Annotated in this window: 19 protein-coding genes and 1 pseudogene; 11 read left to right on the plus strand and 9 right to left on the minus strand. The window is 58.1% G+C overall.

Features of this window, described 5'->3' with window-relative positions; all coding sequences use genetic code 11:
* Positions 1 to 55 precede the first annotated feature (55 nt).
* Positions 56 to 430: a histone-like nucleoid-structuring protein MvaT gene (gene mvaT, locus BLU75_RS02265; RefSeq protein ID WP_084380428.1), complete on the minus strand. Its 375-nt coding sequence runs from the start codon at positions 428 to 430 to the stop codon at positions 56 to 58.
* Between the two features lie 350 nt (positions 431 to 780).
* Here mvaT and purU point away from each other — a divergent pair, with 350 nt between their 5' ends.
* Entirely contained in the window at positions 781 to 1,629 is an 849-nt protein-coding gene (gene purU / locus BLU75_RS02270) for a formyltetrahydrofolate deformylase (RefSeq protein WP_084380426.1), read from the plus strand.
* A gap of 87 nt (positions 1,630 to 1,716) precedes the next feature.
* Positions 1,717 to 1,923 (plus strand): hypothetical protein, encoded by a 207-nt coding sequence (locus BLU75_RS02275; protein WP_084380424.1) that lies wholly within the window; start codon positions 1,717 to 1,719, stop codon positions 1,921 to 1,923.
* Between the two features lie 5 nt (positions 1,924 to 1,928).
* On the opposite strand, the gene BLU75_RS28205 is transcribed toward BLU75_RS02275, so the two are convergent.
* Both BLU75_RS28205 and BLU75_RS02280 read right to left on the minus strand, forming a co-directional pair.
* On the minus strand, positions 1,929 to 2,540 hold the full coding sequence (locus BLU75_RS28205; protein ID WP_414860566.1) for a methyl-accepting chemotaxis protein: 612 nt from the start codon (positions 2,538 to 2,540) through the stop codon (positions 1,929 to 1,931).
* Positions 2,513 to 3,817 (minus strand): methyl-accepting chemotaxis protein, encoded by a 1,305-nt coding sequence (locus BLU75_RS02280; protein ID WP_373863658.1) that lies wholly within the window; start codon positions 3,815 to 3,817, stop codon positions 2,513 to 2,515. The genes BLU75_RS28205 and BLU75_RS02280 overlap by 28 nt, the downstream gene beginning before the upstream one ends.
* A 198-nt stretch (positions 3,818 to 4,015) precedes the next feature.
* Here BLU75_RS02280 and BLU75_RS02285 point away from each other — a divergent pair, with 198 nt between their 5' ends.
* Positions 4,016 to 5,494: a helicase HerA-like domain-containing protein gene (locus BLU75_RS02285; RefSeq protein WP_084380504.1), complete on the plus strand. Its 1,479-nt coding sequence runs from the start codon at positions 4,016 to 4,018 to the stop codon at positions 5,492 to 5,494.
* Positions 5,495 to 5,624: 130 nt separating this feature from the next.
* Here BLU75_RS02285 and BLU75_RS02290 read toward each other — a convergent pair whose 3' ends face one another.
* Positions 5,625 to 6,080 carry a DUF721 domain-containing protein gene (locus BLU75_RS02290; protein WP_084380422.1) on the minus strand — a complete coding sequence of 152 codons (456 nt, stop codon included), beginning with the start codon at positions 6,078 to 6,080 and terminating at the stop codon, positions 5,625 to 5,627.
* 305 nt (positions 6,081 to 6,385) lie between these two features.
* On the opposite strand from BLU75_RS02290, the gene secA reads away from it, so the two are divergent.
* The 3 genes from secA to BLU75_RS02305 all read left to right on the plus strand — a co-directional run bounded on the left by secA (position 6,386) and on the right by BLU75_RS02305 (position 11,476).
* Positions 6,386 to 9,124: a preprotein translocase subunit SecA gene (secA, locus tag BLU75_RS02295; RefSeq protein ID WP_084380420.1), complete on the plus strand. Its 2,739-nt coding sequence runs from the start codon at positions 6,386 to 6,388 to the stop codon at positions 9,122 to 9,124.
* Positions 9,125 to 9,245: 121 nt separating this feature from the next.
* On the plus strand, positions 9,246 to 10,463 hold the full coding sequence (gene argJ / locus BLU75_RS02300; RefSeq protein WP_084380418.1) for a bifunctional glutamate N-acetyltransferase/amino-acid acetyltransferase ArgJ: 1,218 nt from the start codon (positions 9,246 to 9,248) through the stop codon (positions 10,461 to 10,463).
* 68 nt (positions 10,464 to 10,531) lie between these two features.
* Positions 10,532 to 11,476, plus strand: coding sequence for a Nudix family hydrolase (locus tag BLU75_RS02305; protein WP_084380416.1), 945 nt, complete (start codon positions 10,532 to 10,534; stop codon positions 11,474 to 11,476).
* A 136-nt stretch (positions 11,477 to 11,612) separates the two neighbouring features.
* Here BLU75_RS02305 and BLU75_RS02310 read toward each other — a convergent pair whose 3' ends face one another.
* The 3 genes from BLU75_RS02310 to BLU75_RS02320 are packed head-to-tail and all read right to left on the minus strand — an operon-like array spanning position 11,613 to position 15,194.
* Positions 11,613 to 12,191, minus strand: a complete 579-nt coding sequence (locus BLU75_RS02310) for a cob(I)yrinic acid a,c-diamide adenosyltransferase (protein ID WP_084380414.1) — start codon at positions 12,189 to 12,191, stop codon at positions 11,613 to 11,615.
* Positions 12,192 to 12,193: 2 nt separating this feature from the next.
* Complete coding sequence (locus tag BLU75_RS02315) at positions 12,194 to 14,230, minus strand: sensor histidine kinase (protein WP_090221359.1); 2,037 nt, start codon at positions 14,228 to 14,230, stop codon at positions 12,194 to 12,196.
* Positions 14,231 to 14,276: 46 nt separating this feature from the next.
* Complete coding sequence (locus BLU75_RS02320) at positions 14,277 to 15,194, minus strand: putative 2-dehydropantoate 2-reductase (protein WP_084380410.1); 918 nt, start codon at positions 15,192 to 15,194, stop codon at positions 14,277 to 14,279.
* Positions 15,195 to 15,331: 137 nt separating this feature from the next.
* On the opposite strand from BLU75_RS02320, the gene BLU75_RS02325 reads away from it, so the two are divergent.
* Together BLU75_RS02325 and BLU75_RS02330 are read left to right on the plus strand one after the other, a co-directional pair.
* The gene (locus BLU75_RS02325) at positions 15,332 to 15,817 is read left to right on the plus strand and encodes a YajQ family cyclic di-GMP-binding protein (protein ID WP_018926510.1); all 486 of its coding nucleotides are present in this window, start codon (positions 15,332 to 15,334) and stop codon (positions 15,815 to 15,817) included.
* A gap of 131 nt (positions 15,818 to 15,948) precedes the next feature.
* A complete protein-coding gene (locus BLU75_RS02330) occupies positions 15,949 to 16,791 on the plus strand; it encodes a mechanosensitive ion channel family protein (protein ID WP_084380408.1) in 843 nt (280 codons plus the stop codon).
* A 196-nt stretch (positions 16,792 to 16,987) separates the two neighbouring features.
* On the opposite strand, the pseudogene BLU75_RS02335 reads toward BLU75_RS02330, so the two are convergent.
* Positions 16,988 to 18,262, minus strand: a pseudogene (locus BLU75_RS02335) (OprD family porin).
* 730 nt (positions 18,263 to 18,992) lie between these two features.
* Between BLU75_RS02335 and BLU75_RS02340 the strand changes: the two are divergent.
* Both BLU75_RS02340 and BLU75_RS02345 read left to right on the plus strand, forming a co-directional pair.
* Complete coding sequence (locus BLU75_RS02340) at positions 18,993 to 19,418, plus strand: HIT domain-containing protein (RefSeq protein ID WP_084380404.1); 426 nt, start codon at positions 18,993 to 18,995, stop codon at positions 19,416 to 19,418.
* A 3-nt stretch (positions 19,419 to 19,421) separates the two neighbouring features.
* A complete protein-coding gene (locus tag BLU75_RS02345) occupies positions 19,422 to 19,628 on the plus strand; it encodes a SlyX family protein (RefSeq protein WP_015885618.1) in 207 nt (68 codons plus the stop codon).
* 75 nt (positions 19,629 to 19,703) lie between these two features.
* Here BLU75_RS02345 and BLU75_RS28070 read toward each other — a convergent pair whose 3' ends face one another.
* Positions 19,704 to 20,306, minus strand: coding sequence for a cold-shock protein (locus BLU75_RS28070; protein ID WP_084380402.1), 603 nt, complete (start codon positions 20,304 to 20,306; stop codon positions 19,704 to 19,706).
* A gap of 408 nt (positions 20,307 to 20,714) precedes the next feature.
* Between BLU75_RS28070 and BLU75_RS02355 the strand changes: the two genes are divergently transcribed.
* The gene (locus BLU75_RS02355; RefSeq protein ID WP_084380400.1) at positions 20,715 to 21,188 is read left to right on the plus strand and encodes a Dps family protein; all 474 of its coding nucleotides are present in this window, start codon (positions 20,715 to 20,717) and stop codon (positions 21,186 to 21,188) included.
* Positions 21,189 to 21,276: the final 88 nt, after the last annotated feature.

A 21,276-nucleotide genomic window follows, 5' to 3' on the forward strand; every position in this document is an offset into this window, starting at 1 on the left:
GCCAGCAAGCTGGCGTTTTTTTTGCGTCGCGAATCAGCGAGTCGCCGAGCGGGTCTTAACCCAGCAGGGTCGCCCAGCCTTCAACCACATCGCCGCCCCACTTGGCTTTCCACTCTTTCAGGGTTTTGTGATTGCCACCTTTGGTTTCAATCACTTCACCGTTATGCGGGTTTTTGTACTGTTTAACCTTGCGCGCGCGCTTGGTAACGGTAGTTTTCACAGCGCCGCGTGGCGTTTTAAGTTTCGACTCCGGATCCAGCAACGCGATGATGTCGCGCAGGGATTTGGAGTATTCGCCCATCAGCGCGCGCAATTTGCCTTCGAATTCCAGTTCGGTTTGCAGTTTGTCGTCTTGCGACAGATTCTTCAAACGAGCTTGCAGCTCTTTGATAGCTTCTTCGGTGGCGCGGTATTCGTTGATCAGAGACATGTGGGCTACCTTATGTAGGGCGCTGGGTGACAGAAACAGTGGGCTAATAATAGTCAGGCGGTTTGCCTAAGTAAACATTTAAGCGCGGTTTTATGTAATTTACATCTTTGTTTGTGAAGGATACGCGTGAATGAGTTACTTAATGCAGGTCTGTGCTGCTAAAGATACTCTCTTTAACTATCCTTTAACTGTGCTAACCGCTACAGCTTTCACGATGTTCGCAAGGTAAAGCCGTACACGACTAAGGGATACCTGCGGTGATTCGGCGGAATAAGCGTTGAGGAGTACTGCAGTTTTTCTGCGTAATCGCTAGAATGGCGGCCTTTGCGAAGTTCTGGAGTTTCCCCCTAATGCGCACTTTTCGTCTGGTGATTGCTTGCCCGGACCGGGTCGGTATCGTTGCTAAAGTCAGTAACTTCCTGGCCTCCCACAACGGTTGGATCACCGAAGCGAGTCACCACTCGGACAATCTCAGTGGTTGGTTTTTCATGCGTCATGAAATTCGTGCCGACACGCTGCCCTTTGGTCTTGAGGCTTTTCGCGAGGCATTTGCGCCGATCGCCGAAGAGTTCTCGATGACCTGGCGCATCACCGATACCGAACAGAAGAAACGCGTGGTATTGATGGCCAGCCGCGAGTCTCATTGCCTGGCGGACTTGCTGCACCGCTGGCACAGCGATGAGCTGGACTGCGAAATCGCCTGCGTGATCTCCAACCATGACGACCTGCGCAGCATGGTCGAGTGGCATGGCATTCCGTATTACCACGTTCCGGTCGATTCGCAGAATAAAGAGCCGGCCTTTGCCGAGGTCTCGCGTCTGGTCAAGCAACATGACGCGAATGTGGTGGTGCTGGCGCGCTACATGCAGATCCTGCCGCCGGAACTGTGCCGCGAATACGCCGGCCAGGTGATCAATATTCACCACAGCTTCCTGCCTTCGTTTGTCGGTGCCAAACCCTATCACCAGGCTTCCCTGCGAGGCGTGAAGCTGATTGGCGCAACGTGCCACTATGTCACCGAAGAATTGGACGCGGGGCCGATCATCGAGCAGGACGTGGTACGTGTCAGTCACAGCGACAGCATTGAAGACATGGTGCGTTTCGGCCGTGATGTAGAGAAGATGGTCCTGGCCCGTGGCTTGCGCTATCACTTGGAAGACCGGGTCCTGGTGCATGGCAACAAGACGGTGGTGTTCTGATTGACCTGTGCTGATTGAAGAACAAAGGGCCTCGGCGTTTAATCGCTGCAGGCCCTTTTTATTGGTGTCTGATGTGAGGATCGAACCATGAGTGATCCCCTGGATAAAGCCACGTCCAGAGCGCCCGCAACGTTGGGCGAGGGCTGTTTGAGTCGGTATGACCCGGATGCCCTCGATGCCGAAAATGGCACGGACTTCCCCGGTGCCGCGCAGTTGTGGGAGCAGTTGCAGGACGCCTCGAAGCCCGCTTCGTCAGGGCCGCGCGGCGAGTCCGACCCTGACAAGACGGTGTAACGGCTTCAGATGCGGAAACTGCCCACCAACTGTTTCAAGCGTGAGGCTTGTTGCTCCAGGTCGGAGCAGGCACGCAAGGTTGATTGCAGGTTTTCCACGCCCTCCTGATTGAGGGTGTTGATTTCAGTGATGTCCATGTTGATCGACTCCACGACCGAGGTTTGCTCCTCGGTGGCGGTGGCGACCGATTGGTTCATGCCGTCAATCTCGCTGATGCGCTGGGTGACGCTGGTCAGGCGCTCGCCCGCAAGGTTGGCGATTTCCACACTCTCCAGGCTATGACGTTGACTTTCGCTCATGGTGCTGACCGAATCTCGGGCGCCGACTTGCAGTTCCTCGATCATCTTTTGCACCTGTTGTGCCGACTCTTGCGTGCGGTGCGCCAGGTTGCGCACCTCGTCGGCCACCACTGCAAACCCGCGTCCGGCTTCCCCGGCACGCGCCGCCTCGATGGCCGCGTTGAGCGCCAGCAGGTTGGTTTGCTGGGAAATACTGGTGATGACTTCGAGAATCTGCCCGATGTTCACGGTCTTGCTGTTGAGCGCCTCGATGTTGCTGCTGGAGGTGCTGATCATCGCTGACAGCTGGTTCATCGCCTGAATATTGCGTTCCACCACGTTCTGGCCATCTTCGGCCAGTTGGCGGGCATCGCTGGCCTGGTGAGAAGCCTGGGCGGCATTGCGGGCGATTTCCTGGGCCGCGGCCCAAGCTGGTTGATCGCGGCGGCGACGCTGTTGGTGCGATTGGCCTGCTCGTCGGAGTTGAGCATCGACGAGTTGGAGGCGCTGACCACGCGCAGCGCCACTTCATTGACTTGGCCGGTGGCCGAGGACACTTCGCGAATCGAAGTGTGAATCCGCTCTACAAAGCGATTGAAGGCCAGGCCGAGAATGCCGAATTCGTCGTGATTGTTGATGCTCAGGCGGCGTGTCAGGTCGCCTTCGCCATTGGCGATGTCTTCCATGGCGCGGGTCATGACATGCAGCGGTTGCAGCAACACACGGATCAGCATCCCCAGCAGGGCGATGATGATCGCCACCGCAATAAGGGTGGCGACAATGGCTGAGGTGCGAAACTCGCTGAGCATGCTGAAGGATTTGTCTTTATCCACCGACAGGCCGATATACCAGTTTACCGACGGCAGACCTTTGATCGGGGCGAAGGTGACGATGCGGGTTTTGCCGTCAACCTCGACTTCGCTGAAGTCAGCGCTGATTTTCGGCGTATCGGTCGGATAGACGTCGCTCAGGGATTTCATCACCAGGTCTTTATTCGGGTGGACCAGCACTTTGCCGTCGGCGCTGACCAGGAATGCGTAGCCCATGCCATCGAAGTCCAGCGCGCCGATGTTGTCCACCAGGGTTTGCAAGCTCAGGTCGCCACCGACCACGCCAACGCTTTGTCCCGCCTTGATACTCGGGGTGGCGACAGAGATGATCAATTGGCCGGTGGCCGCATCGATGTAGGGTTCGGTCAGGGTTGAGCCGTTGCTGCTCAAGGCGCCTTTGTACCAGGGCCGGGCACGCGGATCGAAGCCTTCGGGCATTTTGGTGTCGGGACGTATGGTGAAGCCACCGTTGCTGTCGCCCAGGTAGGTAGCCATGAACGATGACGTCAGGGACTTCTGTTCCAGCAGGCTGGCCACGGCTGCCGGCTGAGGATTGATCGCGATGTTTTGTGCGGCGTTTTCCACCAGGATAATGCGTCCGCTGAGCCAGGTCTGGATATTGCCGGCGGTTACATCGCCCATTTCATGCAGATAGTTTTCGAGGTCGTCGCGAATCGCATTGCGTTGCAGGTAGTCGTTGTACAGGGTGAACAACGCAAAAGCGGCAATCACGATAAGGGCGGCGGCGAGCAGGATTTTGTGGCTGAAGCGCATATTTTTATTCATGGCTTGTCGGGTCCGCTAAGGTCTTAATGTCCGAGTGCGTGCCCTAGTGCGAACGCGCAAAATGGCAGCGTTAAAAAAAGTGTGATATTTCCATCTGCTCCTGCAGGAATTATCCGGTCTAGCGGTTTTAGACTTTTTCGGTCTCTCGCTTCATCTGTATCGACCGTGTGGCGTTAAAGATTAATCATGGGTGACAAAATGCCTGACTCATCGCAACTCCTGATTGGTGCGGACCTCGATGTCCAGCCGATCGCCCAGGCCATGCGCCTGGCTAACCGTCATGGCTTGATCGCCGGCGCTACCGGGACCGGCAAGACCGTGACCTTGCAACGTCTTGCCGAAGCATTCAGTGATGCCGGGGTCGCAGTATTCGCCGCGGATATCAAGGGTGACCTGTGTGGCCTGGGCGCCGCGGGCAACCCTCAGGGCAAGGTGGCCGAGCGGATCGCCGGCATGCCGTTCCTGAACTACACGCCCAAGGCGTATCCGGTGACGTTGTGGGATATCCACGGTCAGTCTGGTCATCCTCTTCGTACGACCTTGAGTGAAATGGGGCCGCTTCTGCTGGGTAGCCTGCTGGAACTGACTGACAGTCAGCAGTCGACCTTATATGCCGCCTTTAAAGTGGCCGATCGCGAAGGCCTGCTGCTGCTGGATCTCAAAGACCTCAAGGCGCTGCTCAATCACCTGAAGTTCCATCCCGAGCTGTTGGGCGACGACGCGGCGCTGATGACCACCGGCTCCAGCCAGGCGTTGCTGCGACGCCTGGCGGTGCTCGAACAGCAAGGCGCAGAAGCCTTGTTCGGCGAACCCGCGTTGCAACTGGAAGATATTCTGCAACCGACCAGCGATGGCCGGGGGCGGATTCATCTGCTGGACGCCAGTCGATTGGTACACGAATCGCCGAAGGTCTATGCGACGTTCTTATTGTGGTTGCTGGCGGAGCTGTTCGAGCAACTCCCCGAGCGCGGCGACGCTGAAAAGCCGCTGCTGGCGCTGTTTTTCGATGAGGCGCACTTGCTGTTTGCCGACACGCCCAAGGCGTTGCAGGAACGCCTGGAGCAAGTGGTGCGGTTGATTCGCTCCAAAGGGGTGGGGGTGTACTTTGTCACCCAGTCGCCTGGGGACTTGCCGGACAGCGTCCTGGCGCAATTGGGATTGCGAGTCCAGCACGGTCTGCGGGCGTTCACCACCAAGGAACAGAAATCCCTGCGAGCCGTAGCCGATGGCTTCCGGCCGAACCCGGCGTTTGACGCCCTGGCGGTACTGACCGAGCTGGGGACGGGTGAGGCGCTGGTGGGGACGTTGCAGGAAAAAGGTACACCTGAGGTCGTCCAGCGCGTGCTGGTGGCGCCGCCGCAATCGCGGATCGGGCCGTTGACCGAGGCCGAACGTGCCGCGTTGATCGCCAGTTCGTCGCTATTGGGGCGTTATGACAAGCCGGTTGACCGCGAGTCAGCCTATGAAGTGCTGATGGCGCGCAAGGACCTGGGCAAGCAAGCCGACGTCTCGCCTGAAGCTGGAGAACCGAATTTCGTCGACAAGGCCGGCGCGTTTCTGGGAACCACCGCGGGCAAGGCCTTGAAATCGGCCATGCAACAGGCCGCTAATCAGATGGGTCGGCAGTTGGTGCGCGGGCTGTTGGGGTCTTTGCTTGGCGGCAGCAAGCGTAAATAGTCATCAAGTTTAGGTGATTAACTGTGGGAGCGGGCTTGCTCGCGATAGCGCTGTACCAGTCGATAAATTCGTTGACTGACACTCCGTAATCGCGGGCAAGCCCGCTCCCACACTGGATTGCGTGTAATCGTCAGGCTTTCGGTTTGGCGTGACTGGCCAGGCGTTCCAGCGCTGCCCTCAGCTTGGGATCGGTAATCCCGTCCGCCGTGGCCTGGATGGTTTCGGCGGCATTGACCGACAAATCCATCGTATGCCCCACCGCGCCTTGCTGTACGGTGGGTGGCTGGACCTTGAACTGGATGCGCGTCAGGCTGGCGAATACATCAAACGCCTGCAACTGGCGCTGCAAGCGTTTTTGCTGATAGCGCAGGCGGGTCGCCCAATGCCCGTCTGTGACAATCAGCAGCAACGTGCCTTCGCGCCAGGAGGCCACGTGACAGTGTTCGCGGGCGGCAGGTTGCAGTTGGCTTTCCAGCAAACGCTGCAAATGACCCAGGCGTTGCGCATGACCAAAGATGGCTTTTAAAGGCTTGGCTTCGCGAAGCAACACGGCGGGAGCACGGGCCGTCAGTGGGCGAAATGCCATAATCAGACACCTTGAGTAACAGAGCGGCCATGGTAGCAGAAAGCACCCGCGTCACTCTGCTCATTGCTTTGGCGGCAGTTTTTCCATGAAATCAGTAAGTAACTTCTCACTCGTATGGGTTGAAGTTCAGCAAAAAGCCCTTATTTTAAACAAGCCCTCCTGGAGAGCTGAGCCTGCATCGCTGAACAGCACCACTTTCTTCACCCTCGTTTCCGGGTAGAATGCGCGTTCGCATGCGGCCGTGAGGGCTGCTCGGGCCACTCACGGTGCGCCCTCCATCCCTAAGTGTGGAAGAACCTGCCGATATGTTTGCGCCTTTGTTAAAGAAACTTTTTGGAAGCAAGAATGAGCGCGAAGTCAAACGCATGCTCAAGACAGTGCAGTTGGTCAATGCCTTCGAAGAGCAGATGGTTGCCCTTTCGGACGAGCAATTGCGCGCCAAGACCGAAGAGTTCAAGGCCCGCATAGCCAAAGGCGAAACCCTCGACAAATTGCTTCCCGAAGCCTTTGCGGTTGCCCGTGAAGCCGGCAAACGCGTCATGGGCATGCGCCATTTCGACGTTCAGTTGATCGGCGGCATGACCCTGCACGAAGGCATGATTGCCGAAATGCGTACCGGTGAAGGCAAGACCCTGGTGGCCACGCTGGGTGTTTACCTCAACGCGCTGTCCGGCAAGGGCGTGCACGTGGTGACGGTGAACGACTACCTGGCTCGCCGGGACGCCAACTGGATGCGTCCGCTCTACGAGTTCCTCGGCCTGACCGTCGGCGTGGTAACGCCGTTCCAGCCGCCGGAAGAAAAGCGTGCCGCCTACGCCGCTGATATTACCTACGGCACCAACAACGAATTCGGTTTCGACTACCTGCGCGACAACATGGCGTTCAGCATGGAAGAAAAATTCCAGCGCGAACTTAACTTTGCCGTGATCGACGAAGTCGACTCCATCCTCATCGACGAAGCGCGTACCCCGTTGATCATTTCGGGTCAGGCCGAGGACAGCTCGCGCCTGTACACCGAAATCAACAAGCTGATCCCGCGTCTCGAGCAACACATCGAAGAAGTGGAAGGCGAGGTGACCAAAGAAGGTCATTACTCCATTGACGAGAAGACCCGCCAGGTCGAGCTCAACGAAGCCGGCCACCAGTTCGTCGAGGAGATGTTGACTCAGGTCGGCTTGCTGGCTGAAGGCGAGAGCCTGTATTCGGCGCATAACCTGGGCCTGCTGACCCACGTGTATGCCGGCCTGCGCGCTCACAAGCTGTTCAATCGCAACGTCGAGTACATCGTCCAGGACGGCCAGGTCGTATTGGTCGACGAACACACCGGTCGTACCATGCCCGGTCGTCGCCTTTCGGAAGGCCTGCACCAGGCCATCGAAGCCAAGGAGATGCTCAACATCCAGGCCGAGAGCCAGACGTTGGCGTCAACTACCTTCCAGAACTACTTCCGTCTGTACAACAAACTGTCCGGCATGACCGGTACCGCTGACACCGAAGCGTTCGAATTCCACCAGATCTATGGTCTGTCGGTGATGGTTATCCCGCCGAACAAACCCCTGGCGCGTAAAGACTATAACGACCTGGTGTTTCTGACGGCCGAAGAGAAATACGCGGCCATTGTCGCCGACATCAAGGAATGCATGGCCCAGGGCCGTCCGGTACTGGTGGGTACCGCGACCATCGAAACGTCCGAGCACATGTCCGGTCTGTTGAACAAGGAAGGCATCGAGCACAAGGTCCTCAACGCCAAGTTCCACGAAAAAGAGGCCGAGATCATTGCCCAGGCCGGCCGCCCCGGCGCGCTGACCATCGCCACCAACATGGCTGGTCGTGGTACCGACATCTTGCTGGGCGGCAACTGGGAAGTGGAAGTGGCATCCCTCGACAACCCGACTCCCGAGCAGATCGCCCAGATCAAGGCCGACTGGCAGAAGCGTCACCAGCAAGTGCTGGAGTCCGGTGGCTTGCAGGTCATTGCTTCCGAGCGTCATGAATCGCGCCGTATCGACAACCAGTTGCGGGGTCGTGCCGGCCGTCAGGGTGACGCCGGTTCCAGCCGTTTCTACCTGTCTCTGGAAGACAGCCTGATGCGCATCTTCGCATCGGATCGCGTGAAGAACTTCATGAAGGCCCTGGGCATGCAGTCCGGTGAAGCCATTGAGCACCGCATGGTGACCAATGCCATCGAAAAGGCGCAACGCAAGGTCGAAGGCCGCAACTTCGATATCCGTAAGCAATTGCTGGAGTTCGATGACGTGAACAACGAACAGCGTAAAGTGATTTATCACATGCGTAACACGTTGCTGGCCGCTGACAACATTGGCGAAACCATTGCCGACTTCCGCCAGGACGTGCTGAACGCCACTGTTTCCGCGCATATCCCGCCACAATCGCTGCCTGAACAGTGGGACGTCGCTGGCCTGGAGGCCGCGTTGAAGAGCGACTTCGGTGTCGACTTGCCGGTCCAACAATGGCTCGACGAAGACGATCATCTGTACGAAGAAACCCTGCGTGAAAAACTGATGGCCGAACTGTTGGCCGCGTACAACGAAAAAGAAGAACAGGCGAGCGCCGAAGCGCTGCGCACCTTCGAGAAACAAATCGTGCTGCGCGTGCTCGACGACCTGTGGAAAGACCACTTGTCGACCATGGATCACCTGCGTCACGGTATCCATTTGCGTGGCTACGCCCAGAAGAACCCGAAGCAGGAGTACAAGCGCGAGTCGTTCACGCTGTTCTCCGAGTTGCTGGATTCGATCAAGCGCGATTCGATTCGTGTGCTGTCCCACGTTCAGGTACGCCGCGAAGACCCGATCGAAGAAGAAGCGCGCCTGCGTCAGGAAGCCGAAGCCCTGGCCGCACGCATGCAGTTCCAGCATGACGAAGCACCTGGCCTTGACGCGCCGCAGGTGCTGGGTGAGGAGGCCGATATGGCTGATGTCGCCCAGGCGCCTGTGCGCAACGAGCAGAAGCTGGGCCGTAACGAGCCATGCTGGTGCGGTTCCGGCAAGAAGTTCAAGCACTGCCACGGCGAAATCAACTAAAATTTTTGCCTGACGCTGCAGCACCCCGCGCCGCGACCGGCTTCAGCCGTCGCGGCGTTTTGCCATTATTTCTCCGTCGACGACGACGGCGCAGACATCACTTTTCTTGAGGAGCGCATTCATGGCTGTTGGTCTTGGTCCTTTGCCCACGCTGCACCCGGTGGCCGGTTTTGAACTCGGTATTGCTTCGGCCGGCATCAAGCGCCCGGGGCGCAAGGATGTGGTGGTGATGCGCTGTGCCGAAGGTTCGACCGTCGCCGGAGTGTTTACCCTCAACGCCTTCTGCGCGGCGCCGGTGATTCTCGCCAAGCAACGTGTCGAAGGTGAAGTGCGTTACCTGTTGACTAACACCGGCAATGCCAACGCCGGTACCGGCGAGCCTGGCCTGGCCGCCGCCGCCCGGACTTGCGCCAGGCTCGCGGAACTGGCGGGTGTCGAGGCCAACCAGATCCTGCCGTACTCCACCGGTGTGATCGGCGAACCGCTGCCGGTGGAAAAGATCGAAGGCGCGCTGCAGGCGGCGCTGGATGACCTGTCCGAGGATAACTGGGCGGCCGCGGCCACCGGGATCATGACCACCGACACCTTGCCCAAGGGTGCCAGTCGCCAGTTCGTGCATGACGGCGTCACCGTCACCGTCACCGGCATCAGCAAAGGCGCCGGCATGATCCGCCCGAACATGGCGACCATGCTTGGCTACATCGCCACCGACGCCAAAGTCTCGCGTGACGTGCTGCAAAACCTGATGCTGGACGGCGCCAACAAGTCGTTCAACCGCATCACTATCGACGGTGATACCTCGACCAACGACTGCTGCATGTTGATCGCGACCGGCAAAGCCGATGTGCCGCCAATCACCTCCTCCAACGGGCCGCTGTTTGCCGCACTGAAGCAGGCGGTGTTCGAAGTGTGCATGGAAGTGGCCCAGGCCATTGTGCGCGACGGCGAAGGCGCAACCAAATTCGTTACCGTTGAAGTCAATGGCGGCGGCAACCATCAGGAATGCCTGGACGTCGGTTACACCGTGGCCCATTCGCCGCTGATCAAGACCGCGTTGTTTGCTTCCGACCCGAACTGGGGGCGTATTCTGGCTGCCGTCGGGCGTGCCGGTGTGCCGAACCTGGACGTCAGCCAGATCGACGTGTTCCTGGGCGAGGTGTGTATCGCGAGCAAGGGCGCCCGCGCCGAGACCTACACCGAAGCGCAAGGCTCGGCAGTGATGCAGCAGGAAGAGATCACTATCCGCATCGAGTTGGGGCGCGGTGAATGCAGCGAGACCATCTGGACCACTGATCTGTCCCACGAGTATGTGAAGATCAACGCCGAATACCGCACCTGATAGGGGAGTGGCGGACAGGGCTGCCTGGCAGCCCTGACATTCAAGGTAGGGTGAGAGGACGTAGCAGGGTGAAACGAGTTCATGTAGCAGCAGCGGTCATTCGTGGTGTCGACGGCAGGATTCTGCTGGCGCGTCGCGCGGATACCCAACATCAGGGCGGCCTTTGGGAGTTTCCCGGTGGCAAGGTGGAGGCCGATGAAACGGTTGTCGCGGCGCTGGGTCGAGAGTTGCAGGAAGAGTTGGGTATCCAGGTCACCACCACCCGGCCGTTGATCAAAATTCAGCATGACTATCCGGACAAGCAGGTGTTGCTGGATGTCTGGGAGGTCAGTGGGTTTACCGGCGAGCCCCACGGCGTGGAAGGGCAGCCCATTGAGTGGGTCGCCCAGCGGGACTTGATCAACTACGCGTTTCCGGCGGCGAATGCACCTATCGTCGCGGCCGCCCGTTTGCCCGCCGAGTACCTGATCACGCCGGGCGAGCTGGAAACCCCGACCCTGTTGCGTGGGATACAGCGAGCGGTTGCTGGCGGAATCAGGCTGGTGCAACTGCGCGCGCCCAACGGCTACGATCCGAAGTACCGGGATTTGGCGGTGGACGCTGTCGGTCTGTGTGCCGGCAAGGCGCAATTGATGCTCAAGGGGCCATTTGAATGGCTGGGTGATTTTCCTTCCGCGGGCTGGCACATGACCTCGGCGCAACTGCGCAAGTACGCCAGCAAGGGACGCCCGTTGCCCAAGGATCGCTGGCTGGCGGCATCCTGTCATAATGCCGAGGAACTGGCGCTGGCCGAATTGATGGACGTGGATTTCGTCACGCTGTCACCCGTGCAACCGACCCAGACCCATCCCGAGGCCCAGCCGCTGGGTTGGGAGCAGGCGAGGCAGTTGATCAGTGGGTTCAGCAAGCCTGTCTTTCTGTTGGGCGGCGTCGGGCCGGCTGAGCGGGAAAAAGCGTGGGACGCGGGGGCTCAAGGTGTAGCGGGGATTCGGGCGTTCTGGCCTGAGGTTTGAGGTGCCTTACCTGGCCTTATCGCGAGCAAGCCCGCTCCCACATTGGACCGAGTTCCACCTTTGGAATGCAGTCGAATGTGGGAGCGGGCTTGCTCGCGATGAGGCTCGATAAAACACTACAAAACCCAGCAGAATGTCAGTGCGGCTTAGCCGCCGGCTGCCACAAAACCTCGGCAACCCCCTGCCGCCTGGCAATCACCCGCGCTGCCACAAACAGCAGATCCGATAGTCGATTGATATACGCCAAGCCCACCCCCTCCAACGGTTCCAGCGCATTCAACTGCTGGCACCTGCGTTCCGCACTGCGGGCCAGGCTCCTGCAGATGTGCGCCTGAGCGATCAAGGCCGAACCGCCTGGCATGATGAAGTTCTCCAGCGGGCCGACCTCGTCATTCCAGCGATCAATGGCTGCTTCCAGCCGATCAACCTCACCGGCATTCAGCGCCTTGTACACCGGCATCGCCAGCTCGCCACCCAAGTCGAACAAGCGGTGCTGGCAGGGGCTCAGCACCTCGATCACATCTTCCAGCCCTGGGTGCTTGCCACTTTGTTTCTCGAGGCCCGCCAGCAGCAGTCCCAGTTGACTGTTGAGCGTGTCGACTTCGCCAATCGCCTCTACCCGGGGATGATCCTTGGGCACGCGGCGGCCGTCACCCAGGCCGGTCTCGCCTTTATCGCCAGTTCGGGTGTAAATCTTCGACAGGCGAAAGCCCATGATCAGTGCTCCTGCTGAATGAATGCTTGAGGGGGTAATTGGCTGCCCGCCAATGGCAGACGCAAGGTGAAACACGTGCCTTGACCGAGGGTGGAGTGAACTTCCATCTGGCCTTTGTGATTGTTGGTGATGATGAAATAGGACACCGACAGCCCAAGGCCGGTGCCCTGGCCAATTTCCTTGGTGGTAAAGAAGGGTTCGAAGGTGCGCTTGCGTACGTTCTCGCTCATGCCGATGCCATTGTCTTCGACCTGAATCTCCGCCCACGGCGGGTTGAGGCGAGTCCGCAGGATGATGCGCCCCGCCTCGCCGTCCTCTGCACGCTGATGGATGGCCTGGGCGGCGTTTTTCAACAAGTTGAGCAACACTTGTTCCAACTCGTTGGCGGTGCCGGGCACCGGCCCCAACTGTGGATCGAACTGGCGGATGATCGCCTGCCCCTTGAAGTCGAAGCCAATCGCCAGGTCGAAGTCGTTGCCGGCAATCTCGACCGCTTGATCGATCAGCCCCGGCAAGTCGCAGGGCGCCATCTGGCGGTTGCTACGGCGGCTGAAGCTGAGCATATGCGTGACGATCTTTGCTGCGCGCGCGCCGGCTTGCTGGATCCCGTCAAGCAGTTGCGGGACTTCGCGGCTTTGCAGGTAGCGGTTGACCGTGTCCAGCTCTATGCCTGCCTGTTCGGCGTGTTCAAGGTTTTTCGGCAGATCCGCTGACAAGCGCCGGCGAATGTTCTGAACGTTGTGCAGGATTGCTCCCAGCGGGTTATTGATCTCGTGGGCCATGCCGGCGGCAAGACCGCCGACCGAGAGCATTTTTTCCGACTGCACCATCATTTCCTCCAGCGACAGGCGCTGGGTGATGTCATCGATCCGAATCACTACCCCGCGTCCGGCGCCGCCCATCAGCGGATAAAAGGTCAGGGCATAGTGCTTGGGCTCGTCGTCCTTGATCCAGGTGACGCGCTCGATGCGTTCCACGGTGTGTTCTTCCACCGCGGCCTTGAGTTGCGGCAGGTACGGCTTGAGCGGTTCGAAGGCAAAGAAGATCGGCTGGTTCAGCGCCTCGTCCAGGCGCGTGCCCGAAAGGGCGCTGGCTTCCTGGTTCCACTGGGTCACGTAGAGTTGTTCGTCCAGGGCGATCAGCGCCGATGGCATGGAGTCAATGATGCTGTTGAGGTAGTTCTGAAACCCGGTGAGTTTTTTCTCGATCTTGCTGCGTACCTGGACTTCCAGCTCAAGTTTGCGATTGGTGTGGCGCGTTTCCTCGGCCAGGCCTTGAGCCTGGTCAAAGGCGGCCTGGGAGTCGTCGCGCGCGCGTTTGAGCTGTTGTTCGCGCGCTTCGATGCGCGACAACATGGTATTGAATGCTTCGGCCAGGCTACCGATTTCGTCACGGTTGCCACGGTGGGCGCGGAGGGCGTAGTTCTCTTCCCGGGTGACCTGGCGCGACAGTTCTTCCAGCTCATGGATGGGGCGTGTAATTAGCCGTTTGATTTGCCGGGCAATGACCAGCCACAGCAGCACGCTGAAGATCAGGATGCCCAGGCTGGCGGTCAAGGTGCCGGTATAGAACGCGACCGGCAGTTCGCTGCTGGCCACCAGGAGCAAATGCCCCGAGGGCTGGCCGGGTCGAAGCAAGGTAATGACCTGATTACTGCGAAATTCGGTGACCTGCCAGCCTTCGATGTGTCGGTAGTTTTCCGGCAGGTGCAACCGTTCACCCTGTTGCAGCTGAGCCAGTCGATCGCCATTGCTGTCGTACAGCGCCGCGGCGCGCAGCGGTGAATAGCTGGTCAGCTCGTTGAGCAAGGCTTTGGCCTGGGCTGGGGAGTCCAGGGCTTGAGAGGCGAGCGTCGGGTTGGACACCAGTCGGCCGATAGCTTGCAAGGCCTGGGGCGCCATGCTTTCCTGGGAGATCCAGTAGGCCGCGCTGATAAAGCTCAGGTTGGCCATCAGCAGCACGGTGGTCAGCAGTGCCAGCAGGGCCGCCAGCAGTTTCTGTCCAACCGGTAGATTTTCGAGACGCTGGCGCAGTGGCATCGGTTTTTTCACAGGCAAGGAACAGGCAGGCAGGGTAGCGCGTGCTTCAGTCGCTGGGCAATCCGTGCGCGTTCAGGTGGTTGACCAAGCGTACTTGCAGTTGTTGCAGGTGCGGCAGATTCAACTGATGGCGTAAGGCCGCGCGGCAGGCATAGCCAAGCAGATAACTGATTTCGGTACGCCGTCCATTGGCGACGTCCTGGTACATCGACGAATAATTGGCCGCGGTGGCCTGGATCACTCGTTCCACTTCGGTCTGCAGGTCCTGCGCTGCGGCTGGCTGGCCACAGCATTCCAGCAATTGGGTCAACTCGGCGCATAAGGTCGCCACTTCGCACTGATGATCGTGTAGGCCGCCGTTGCGGCAGTGGTGCAGCACGGTCAGGGGATTGATCGCACAGTTGAGTGCGAGTTTTCGCCAGAGACGGGTGAGGATGTCGGCACTCCATTCATGGGGAATACCGGCGGCGTGCAGCTCGTCCAGCCACAGAGGAGGCAACGGATGGTTCGCGTCACCCAGCCAGGTATAACCATGCCCGGCAAACACCACGCGCCCATTGCTTTCGCGAAATGCGCCTTCGGTGCTGGAAGCGAAGATACAGCGTGCGTGGGGCAGTTGTGCGGCGACGGCGTCCTGGCTGCCCAGGCCATTTTGCAGCAGAATCAGTTCTGCATCCGGCGTCAGGCGCTGAGCCAGTTGTGCGATCGCACCTTCTGCATCATAGGCCTTGCACGCTACCAACAGGCGACGAATCGGTTCGCGGCTGTCGGGCGTTTCAGCGATGACTGGATAGGTGTGGGCTTGGCCCTGTTCCACCAGGGTCAGACCGGGGGCTGCAAGGTAGCTTGCCAGACGTGTCTGGTCGCGCAGGATCAGCCTGACCGGCAGGCCGGCGCGTGCCAGGCGTGTGGCCCATAGCGTGCCGAGACTGCCGGCGCCGAGAACGTGCCAAAGAGTTGACATTAGTTATTGCTCCACAAGCCGCTGGGCGAGCCAAGCAGCCCAGCGTAAAGAGTCGTTATAATGCCCGGGCATTTTACCCGCAAGCCAGGCGCGCTCCATCTCTATTGAGTCGCGCCCCTTTTTCCTGGAGAAATTACATGCCGTCGTTCGACGTGGTATCTGAACTGGATAAGCACGAAGTCACCAACGCCGTCGAGAACGCCGTCAAGGAGCTGGACCGTCGTTATGATTTGAAAGGCAAGGGCAGTTTTGAGTTCAAAGAGAAGGATCTGACGGTCAATCTGACTGCGGAAGCTGATTTCCAGTTGGAAGCGATGATCGAGATTCTCAAGCTGGCCCTGGTCAAGCGCAAGATCGATGTGCAGTGCCTTGAGGTCAAGGACGCCTACGCATCCGGCAAGCTGATGAAGCAGGAAGCTGTGCTTAAAGAAGGCATCGACAAGGAGCTGGCGAAAAAGATCGTCGCTCACGTCAAGGATGCCAAGCTCAAGGTCCAGGCCGCGATTCAGGGCGAGCAGGTGCGTATCACCGGCAAGAAACGTGACGATCTGCAAGAGGCCATCGCGGCTCTGCGCGCCAAAACGTTCGACATGCCGCTGCAGTTCAATAACTTTCGCGACTGATTTCTTTGGAACCTGTGGGCGTTTTCGACGTCCGACGCCGCAGAGCCTGCAGAAACGATTGAGCCCTTCGGGGCTCAATTGCTGTGGCGATCTTTATTGCAGCCGCACATCCGGTAATCAGGAGAATATAGATGGATTTGAACGCTGAAGTGGAACACTTGGTCAAGGCTTCCCAGGCCTGGATCCCGATGCTCATGGAATACGGTAGCCGGGTCTTGCTGGCCTTCATCACCCTGGCGATCGGTTGGTGGCTGATCAACAAGCTGACCCATAAAATGGGGCGCTTGCTGGCCATGCGCAATGCGGATCTGGCGTTGCAGGGCTTTGTCACCAAGCTGTCGAATATTGTGCTGAAGATTATGCTGATCATCAGCGTGGCCTCCATGATAGGGGTGGAAACCACCTCGTTTGTCGCCGCGATTGGTGGTGCGACCCTGGCCATTGGCCTTGCGCTGCAAGGTAGCCTGGCGAACTTTGCCGGTGGCGTGCTGATCCTGTTGTTCCGTCCGTTTCGCATCGGTGATTGGATCGAAGCCCAGGGTACGGCGGGTACCGTCGACAGCATCCAGATCTTCCACACGGTGATTCGTACCGGTGATAACAAGACGGTCATTGTGCCCAATGGCATTCTGTCCAACGGCATCATTACCAACACCAACCGCCAGCCAACCCGCAAGGTGATCTTTGATGTGAGCGTGGACTACGAGGCGGATCTGCAAAAAGCCCGTGAAGTCCTGCTTGAATTGGCCAAGGATCCACGCGTTCTGGCTGATCCCGAGCCGGTAGCGGTGATTTCGACGTTGGGTGACAGTTCGATCACAGTGTCCCTGCGGGCGTGGACCAATACGTCGGATTATTGGGATGTGGTGTTCATGCTTAACGAACTGGCCCGTGGCCGATTGAAAACAGCCGGGATTGATATTCCGTTTCCACAGCGGGTTATTCGTGTCGTACAGGAAACTGCTGCCGAGTAGTAGCGAGTATTTGATCAAGCCTGCTCGAATGGTCAGGTTTGATTCATGTTGGCAAACTAGATAGCTAGCTTGCTAGTGTATGGCGCGACATTTCTGAAATAAAACTGTAATAAAAAAGCCGCCCCACTTGTTATCAAGTAGGCGGCTTTTTTGTTAGAGCCGAAACTCTAGTTCATCGCTGTAATTAACGCGTTAATTACAGGATGTTCAGCGGGTATTGCGCGATCAGACGCAGTTCGTCGATCGATGGCGAACCGTAGTACACGCCATCGTTGGAGCGGTAGGTGGCTTGACGCAGGCGCAGGCTGAGGTCTTTGGCCGGACCTGCCTGGATCACGTACTTGGCCTCGATGTCGCGTTCCCACTCTTTACCGTTCGAGGTGGTGGCGGTATTGGCGCCGCTACCGGTGATGTAACGGGTCATGAAGCTCAGGCCCGGTACGCCGAAGGTGGCCATGTTGATGTCGTAGCGCGCCTGGAAGGATTTCTCGCCTTCGGCGTTGAAGTCCGAACGGGCTACCGAGTTGGCCGGGAACACAGTACCGCCGCCGTCTACGCCGCAGCCGTAGTCGCCGTCACCGGTAACCTTCTGAGCTGCCAGGGTGAAGGTGTGCGCGCCGATGGTGTAGGCGCCTTGCAGGCTGAAGGCACGGTTATCAAGTTTGGTGGTGCCATCGTTGTAAGCGCGCTGCAGGCCTTGGCCTTCGCTCTTGGTGTCGTAGATGTTGAAGTCCACGGCGAACGACTGGTCGTCGCTCAGGGCCTGGGTTCAGTTGAGGTTGCTGTAGTACTTGCGGAAGTAATCTTCGGTCTTCGCGTAGTACAGGCTACCGGTGAACTCTGGAGTGAACGAGTAGACACCGCCGACGAAGTCAGTCTTGGTCAGGCCCAGGCTGTCGTGGAAAGTCTGGTTTTGCGACCGGCTTGCGGTGAAGTGACCGCCTTCCAGTTTCAGGCCCTTGATCTCGTTGCTGGTGATCGAGAAACCTTGTGGCAGCTCAGGCAGCAAGCGGCTGTCATCCGATGCGAATACCGGCGCGGTGGTGTACTGGTCGCCGATTTTCAAGACGGTATCGGAGATACGGAACTTGATGGCGCCGCCGCCTTTGGAGTAGTCATCCTGCGAACGACCGTCAGAGCCTTGCGGGAACAGGCCGGTACCGGCGCGACCCTTGCCGCTGTCGAGCTTGACGCCCAGCAGGCCGATTACGTCCACACCGACACCAATAGTGCCTTGGGTAAAGCCCGACTCGTACAGGGCGTGGAAGCCCAGGCCGGACTCTTCGGCACGGCTTTGTGTACCCGCCGGGTTGTTGCGGAAGTCGCGGCTAAAGTACAAGGCGCGGGTGTTGATGCTGAACGTGCTGTCTTCAACAAAGCCCTTGGACTCGTCCTGGGAGGACGCCATTGCGAATTGCGAGGTGCCTGCTGAAACAGCCAGGGCGATCATGCTCCACTTCATCACGCGCATCGTGATTTGCTCCTTTGGTTTAGGAAGAGTACTGCCGTCCCACCTGTATTTTTGTCTGGGCGGCTCTTTCTTTTTGTATCAGCGCAAATTTATAACACGCTGACAGTATTGGCGATACTTGCTCATCTGTCCTTTCAGCTTCTTTACGAAGCTGTCGTAAATTGCTCACTCCGTGTCGCAAATCTACAGTCGGTGTGTAACCAGACTGACAACTTCAACGCTGTGTTTACTAGTCTGAATGTAGGCGAAAGAAGCACCCGGTTCAAAGTTTCAATATGTCCCTGTTCTGCGTTGACTCACTAGTGCTCTTTATCGTGAAACACCCGAGTTCCGTCGGATGTCGTTGTCGACGATGTGGGTGGTTATGCAACAAGCGTGCACAAAGCGGTAACTGAATGTCATTTTTTCGTGAAAAGACTCTCTGGCTTATAAAAACCGCATAAGTACTGGGTTTTTGCGCCGTTTGGTTTGGCCTTGACATGGGACGTTCGCCGGTTTTTGGTGCGGCAAAAAACCACTTTCGTGGAGAAACGTTACCGATTGACCCTGTGGCGTGAGTAGGCGGCGAATGAGCGATGCATGAATTGGTGCATAAATGACTCATTTTGGTGCGCAGGGTCGAGGACTCGAAGGCGGATATGAGTGGCAGGCGGATTGCCCGTGAAGCAGCGCTCATTCGCAGGTATGCTGAGCATCTGAAAAAATTCACTAGCCGAACGGAGTGACTGCGGTGTTCGCCCTGGATCCACGTCTGCAAAATGACACGCTGCCGATTGGGGATTACCCCTTGTGTCGGCTGCTGCTGTGCAACGACTCTAATTACCTCTGGTTGATTCTGGTGCCACGCATCGATGCTGTCAGTGAGGTGTTTCAACTCGATAGCGCCGATCAACAGCGGCTGTGGCAGGAAACCACGGCCTTGGCGCAATTGCTCGATCAGGGCTTTGCTGCTGACAAAATAAACATTGGCGCCTTGGGCAACGTCGTCAGCCAGTTACATGTGCATGTGATTGCGCGCAAGCGCGATGATGCGGCCTGGCCCGCCCCGGTCTGGGGCAAGCATCCCGCCGTGCCTTATGCGCCCGAGCAGGTGACTGCTATTCGTGCACGTCTGCGCGCGCTATTGCCCGCTGATTTCATCTTTACCCAGGATTGAGCCATGGACCTGCAAGATCGCGTGACGGACCTCGAAAGCCGCTTGGCTTTTCAGGACGACACGATAGAGACGTTGAACGACATTCTGGTCACCCAGCAGCGTGCGGTGGAGCGTTTGCAGTTGCAGATGACGGCTCTACTCAAGCGCCAGGAAGAGATGGGTGGGCAGTTCGAGACGTCCGAAGAAGAAGCCCCGCCGCCTCATTATTGAGTGTTCGGGTCAATTTTCAGGCAATAAAAAACCGCGAAGCAGCGTAGGCTGCAACGCGGTTTTTTTACGCCGCAATCAGCGACGCGGCAAGGCCGCGATCACATCTTCAGCTTGCAGGCCTTTATCACGGTTCATCACGGAGAACTCCACGCGCTGGCCTTCCACCAGAACGCGATGACCTTCGCCACGAATAGCCCGGAAGTGGACAAAGATATCGTCGCCCGAGTCCCGGGAAATAAAGCCGAAGCCTTTAGAGGTGTTGAACCACTTGACGGTCCCGGTATCACGGTTGGTCATGTCGTAGTTTTGCGACGCGGCAGCCGGGGATGAGCGGTAGAAGCTGATGGCCAGATGAAGAATGATGGCCACCAGTGCAATCGCCAGGCTGAGCAGGACGGCCGGATGGCCGCCGACTTCAGGCATCGGCGCGAGCAACGTCAGGGTTTGTACGACAACAGCCAGCACCAGCAGGGCGCTGACCAGGTTCTGCAGTTGATGACGCGCGCCTTTGTTCCAGTAAGGAATGACTGGAGCCAGGGTCAGGTTGATAAGGCCAAAAAAGGCCAGGTAAACAGCATCGGGTTGTTGCAGGTAGGGTAGCGTCTCGGTTTTAAGGCTTGGGATAAAGGACAGCAGCAACGCTGCGGCGCCCGTTAGCAGGTGGACGATTTTCAACATTTTGATTAACTCACGTTTAGACGGATCACAAGGAAGAGCTGACTGGCACGGTTCGCTTCTGAACAATGGGAGGCGTTGGGCACGTACGCGGGTATCAGCCTATGCCGCTGGCCGCAGAAAATAGCGGTGGCGACACGCTGCCTATTTAACAGCAAAGCCTGTGGCTACTCAAATCAAGCGTTTCAAGGCGTTGCAAGGAACAGGGCATTTGTGCGGCAAACGCTTGTCCTAGACAGTTGTAGGGCTTCTCCTTGTCTGCACGTGTCACGCCTGATGCGCGCGTGCGCTGCGCCGCAGGGGTGATTTGTCGCAGGTCAGCGCTGGAAACCGGGCTGCGTAAGGCAAGTACTCTTGCTAGAGTGGGAAGGCACCTGATCAATGAAATTCCATCAATTGAAGGGGATAAACATGGCAATCGATATTGGTATCAGTGAAGAGGACCGTAAATCCATTGTTGACGGACTTTCACGGCTGCTTTCAGATACCTATGTACTTTATCTGAAGACCCATAACTTTCATTGGAACGTGACGGGGCCGCAGTTTCGTACCTTGCACTTGATGTTTGAAGAGCAATATAACGAGTTGGCGCTGGCGGTGGACTTGATTGCCGAGCGTATCCGCGCCCTGGGCTTTCCCGCGCCCGGTGCGTACTCGATCTATGCGCGCCTTTCTTCGATCAAGGAAGAAGAGGGTGTGCCCGCCGCTGAAGACATGATCAAGCAACTTGTCGAAGGGCAGGAAGCCGTTACCCGCACTGCGCGCGGGATCTTCCCGTTGCTCGATAAAGTCAGTGACGAGCCCACCGCCGACTTGTTGACTCAGCGTATGCAGGTACATGAAAAAACCGCATGGATGCTGCGTTCTCTGCTCGAAACCAAGTAAACCGCAAGGGTCGGTGGCGTCCACCCGGCGTCACTGGCTATCAACCTTCAAGCTGCCCTGCGGGCTTCCTGATTGGCCTGTTGGCTTG

This window comes from Pseudomonas mucidolens, assembly GCF_900106045.1.
In the GTDB taxonomy this organism is placed as follows: Bacteria; Pseudomonadota; Gammaproteobacteria; order Pseudomonadales; family Pseudomonadaceae; genus Aquipseudomonas; species Aquipseudomonas mucidolens.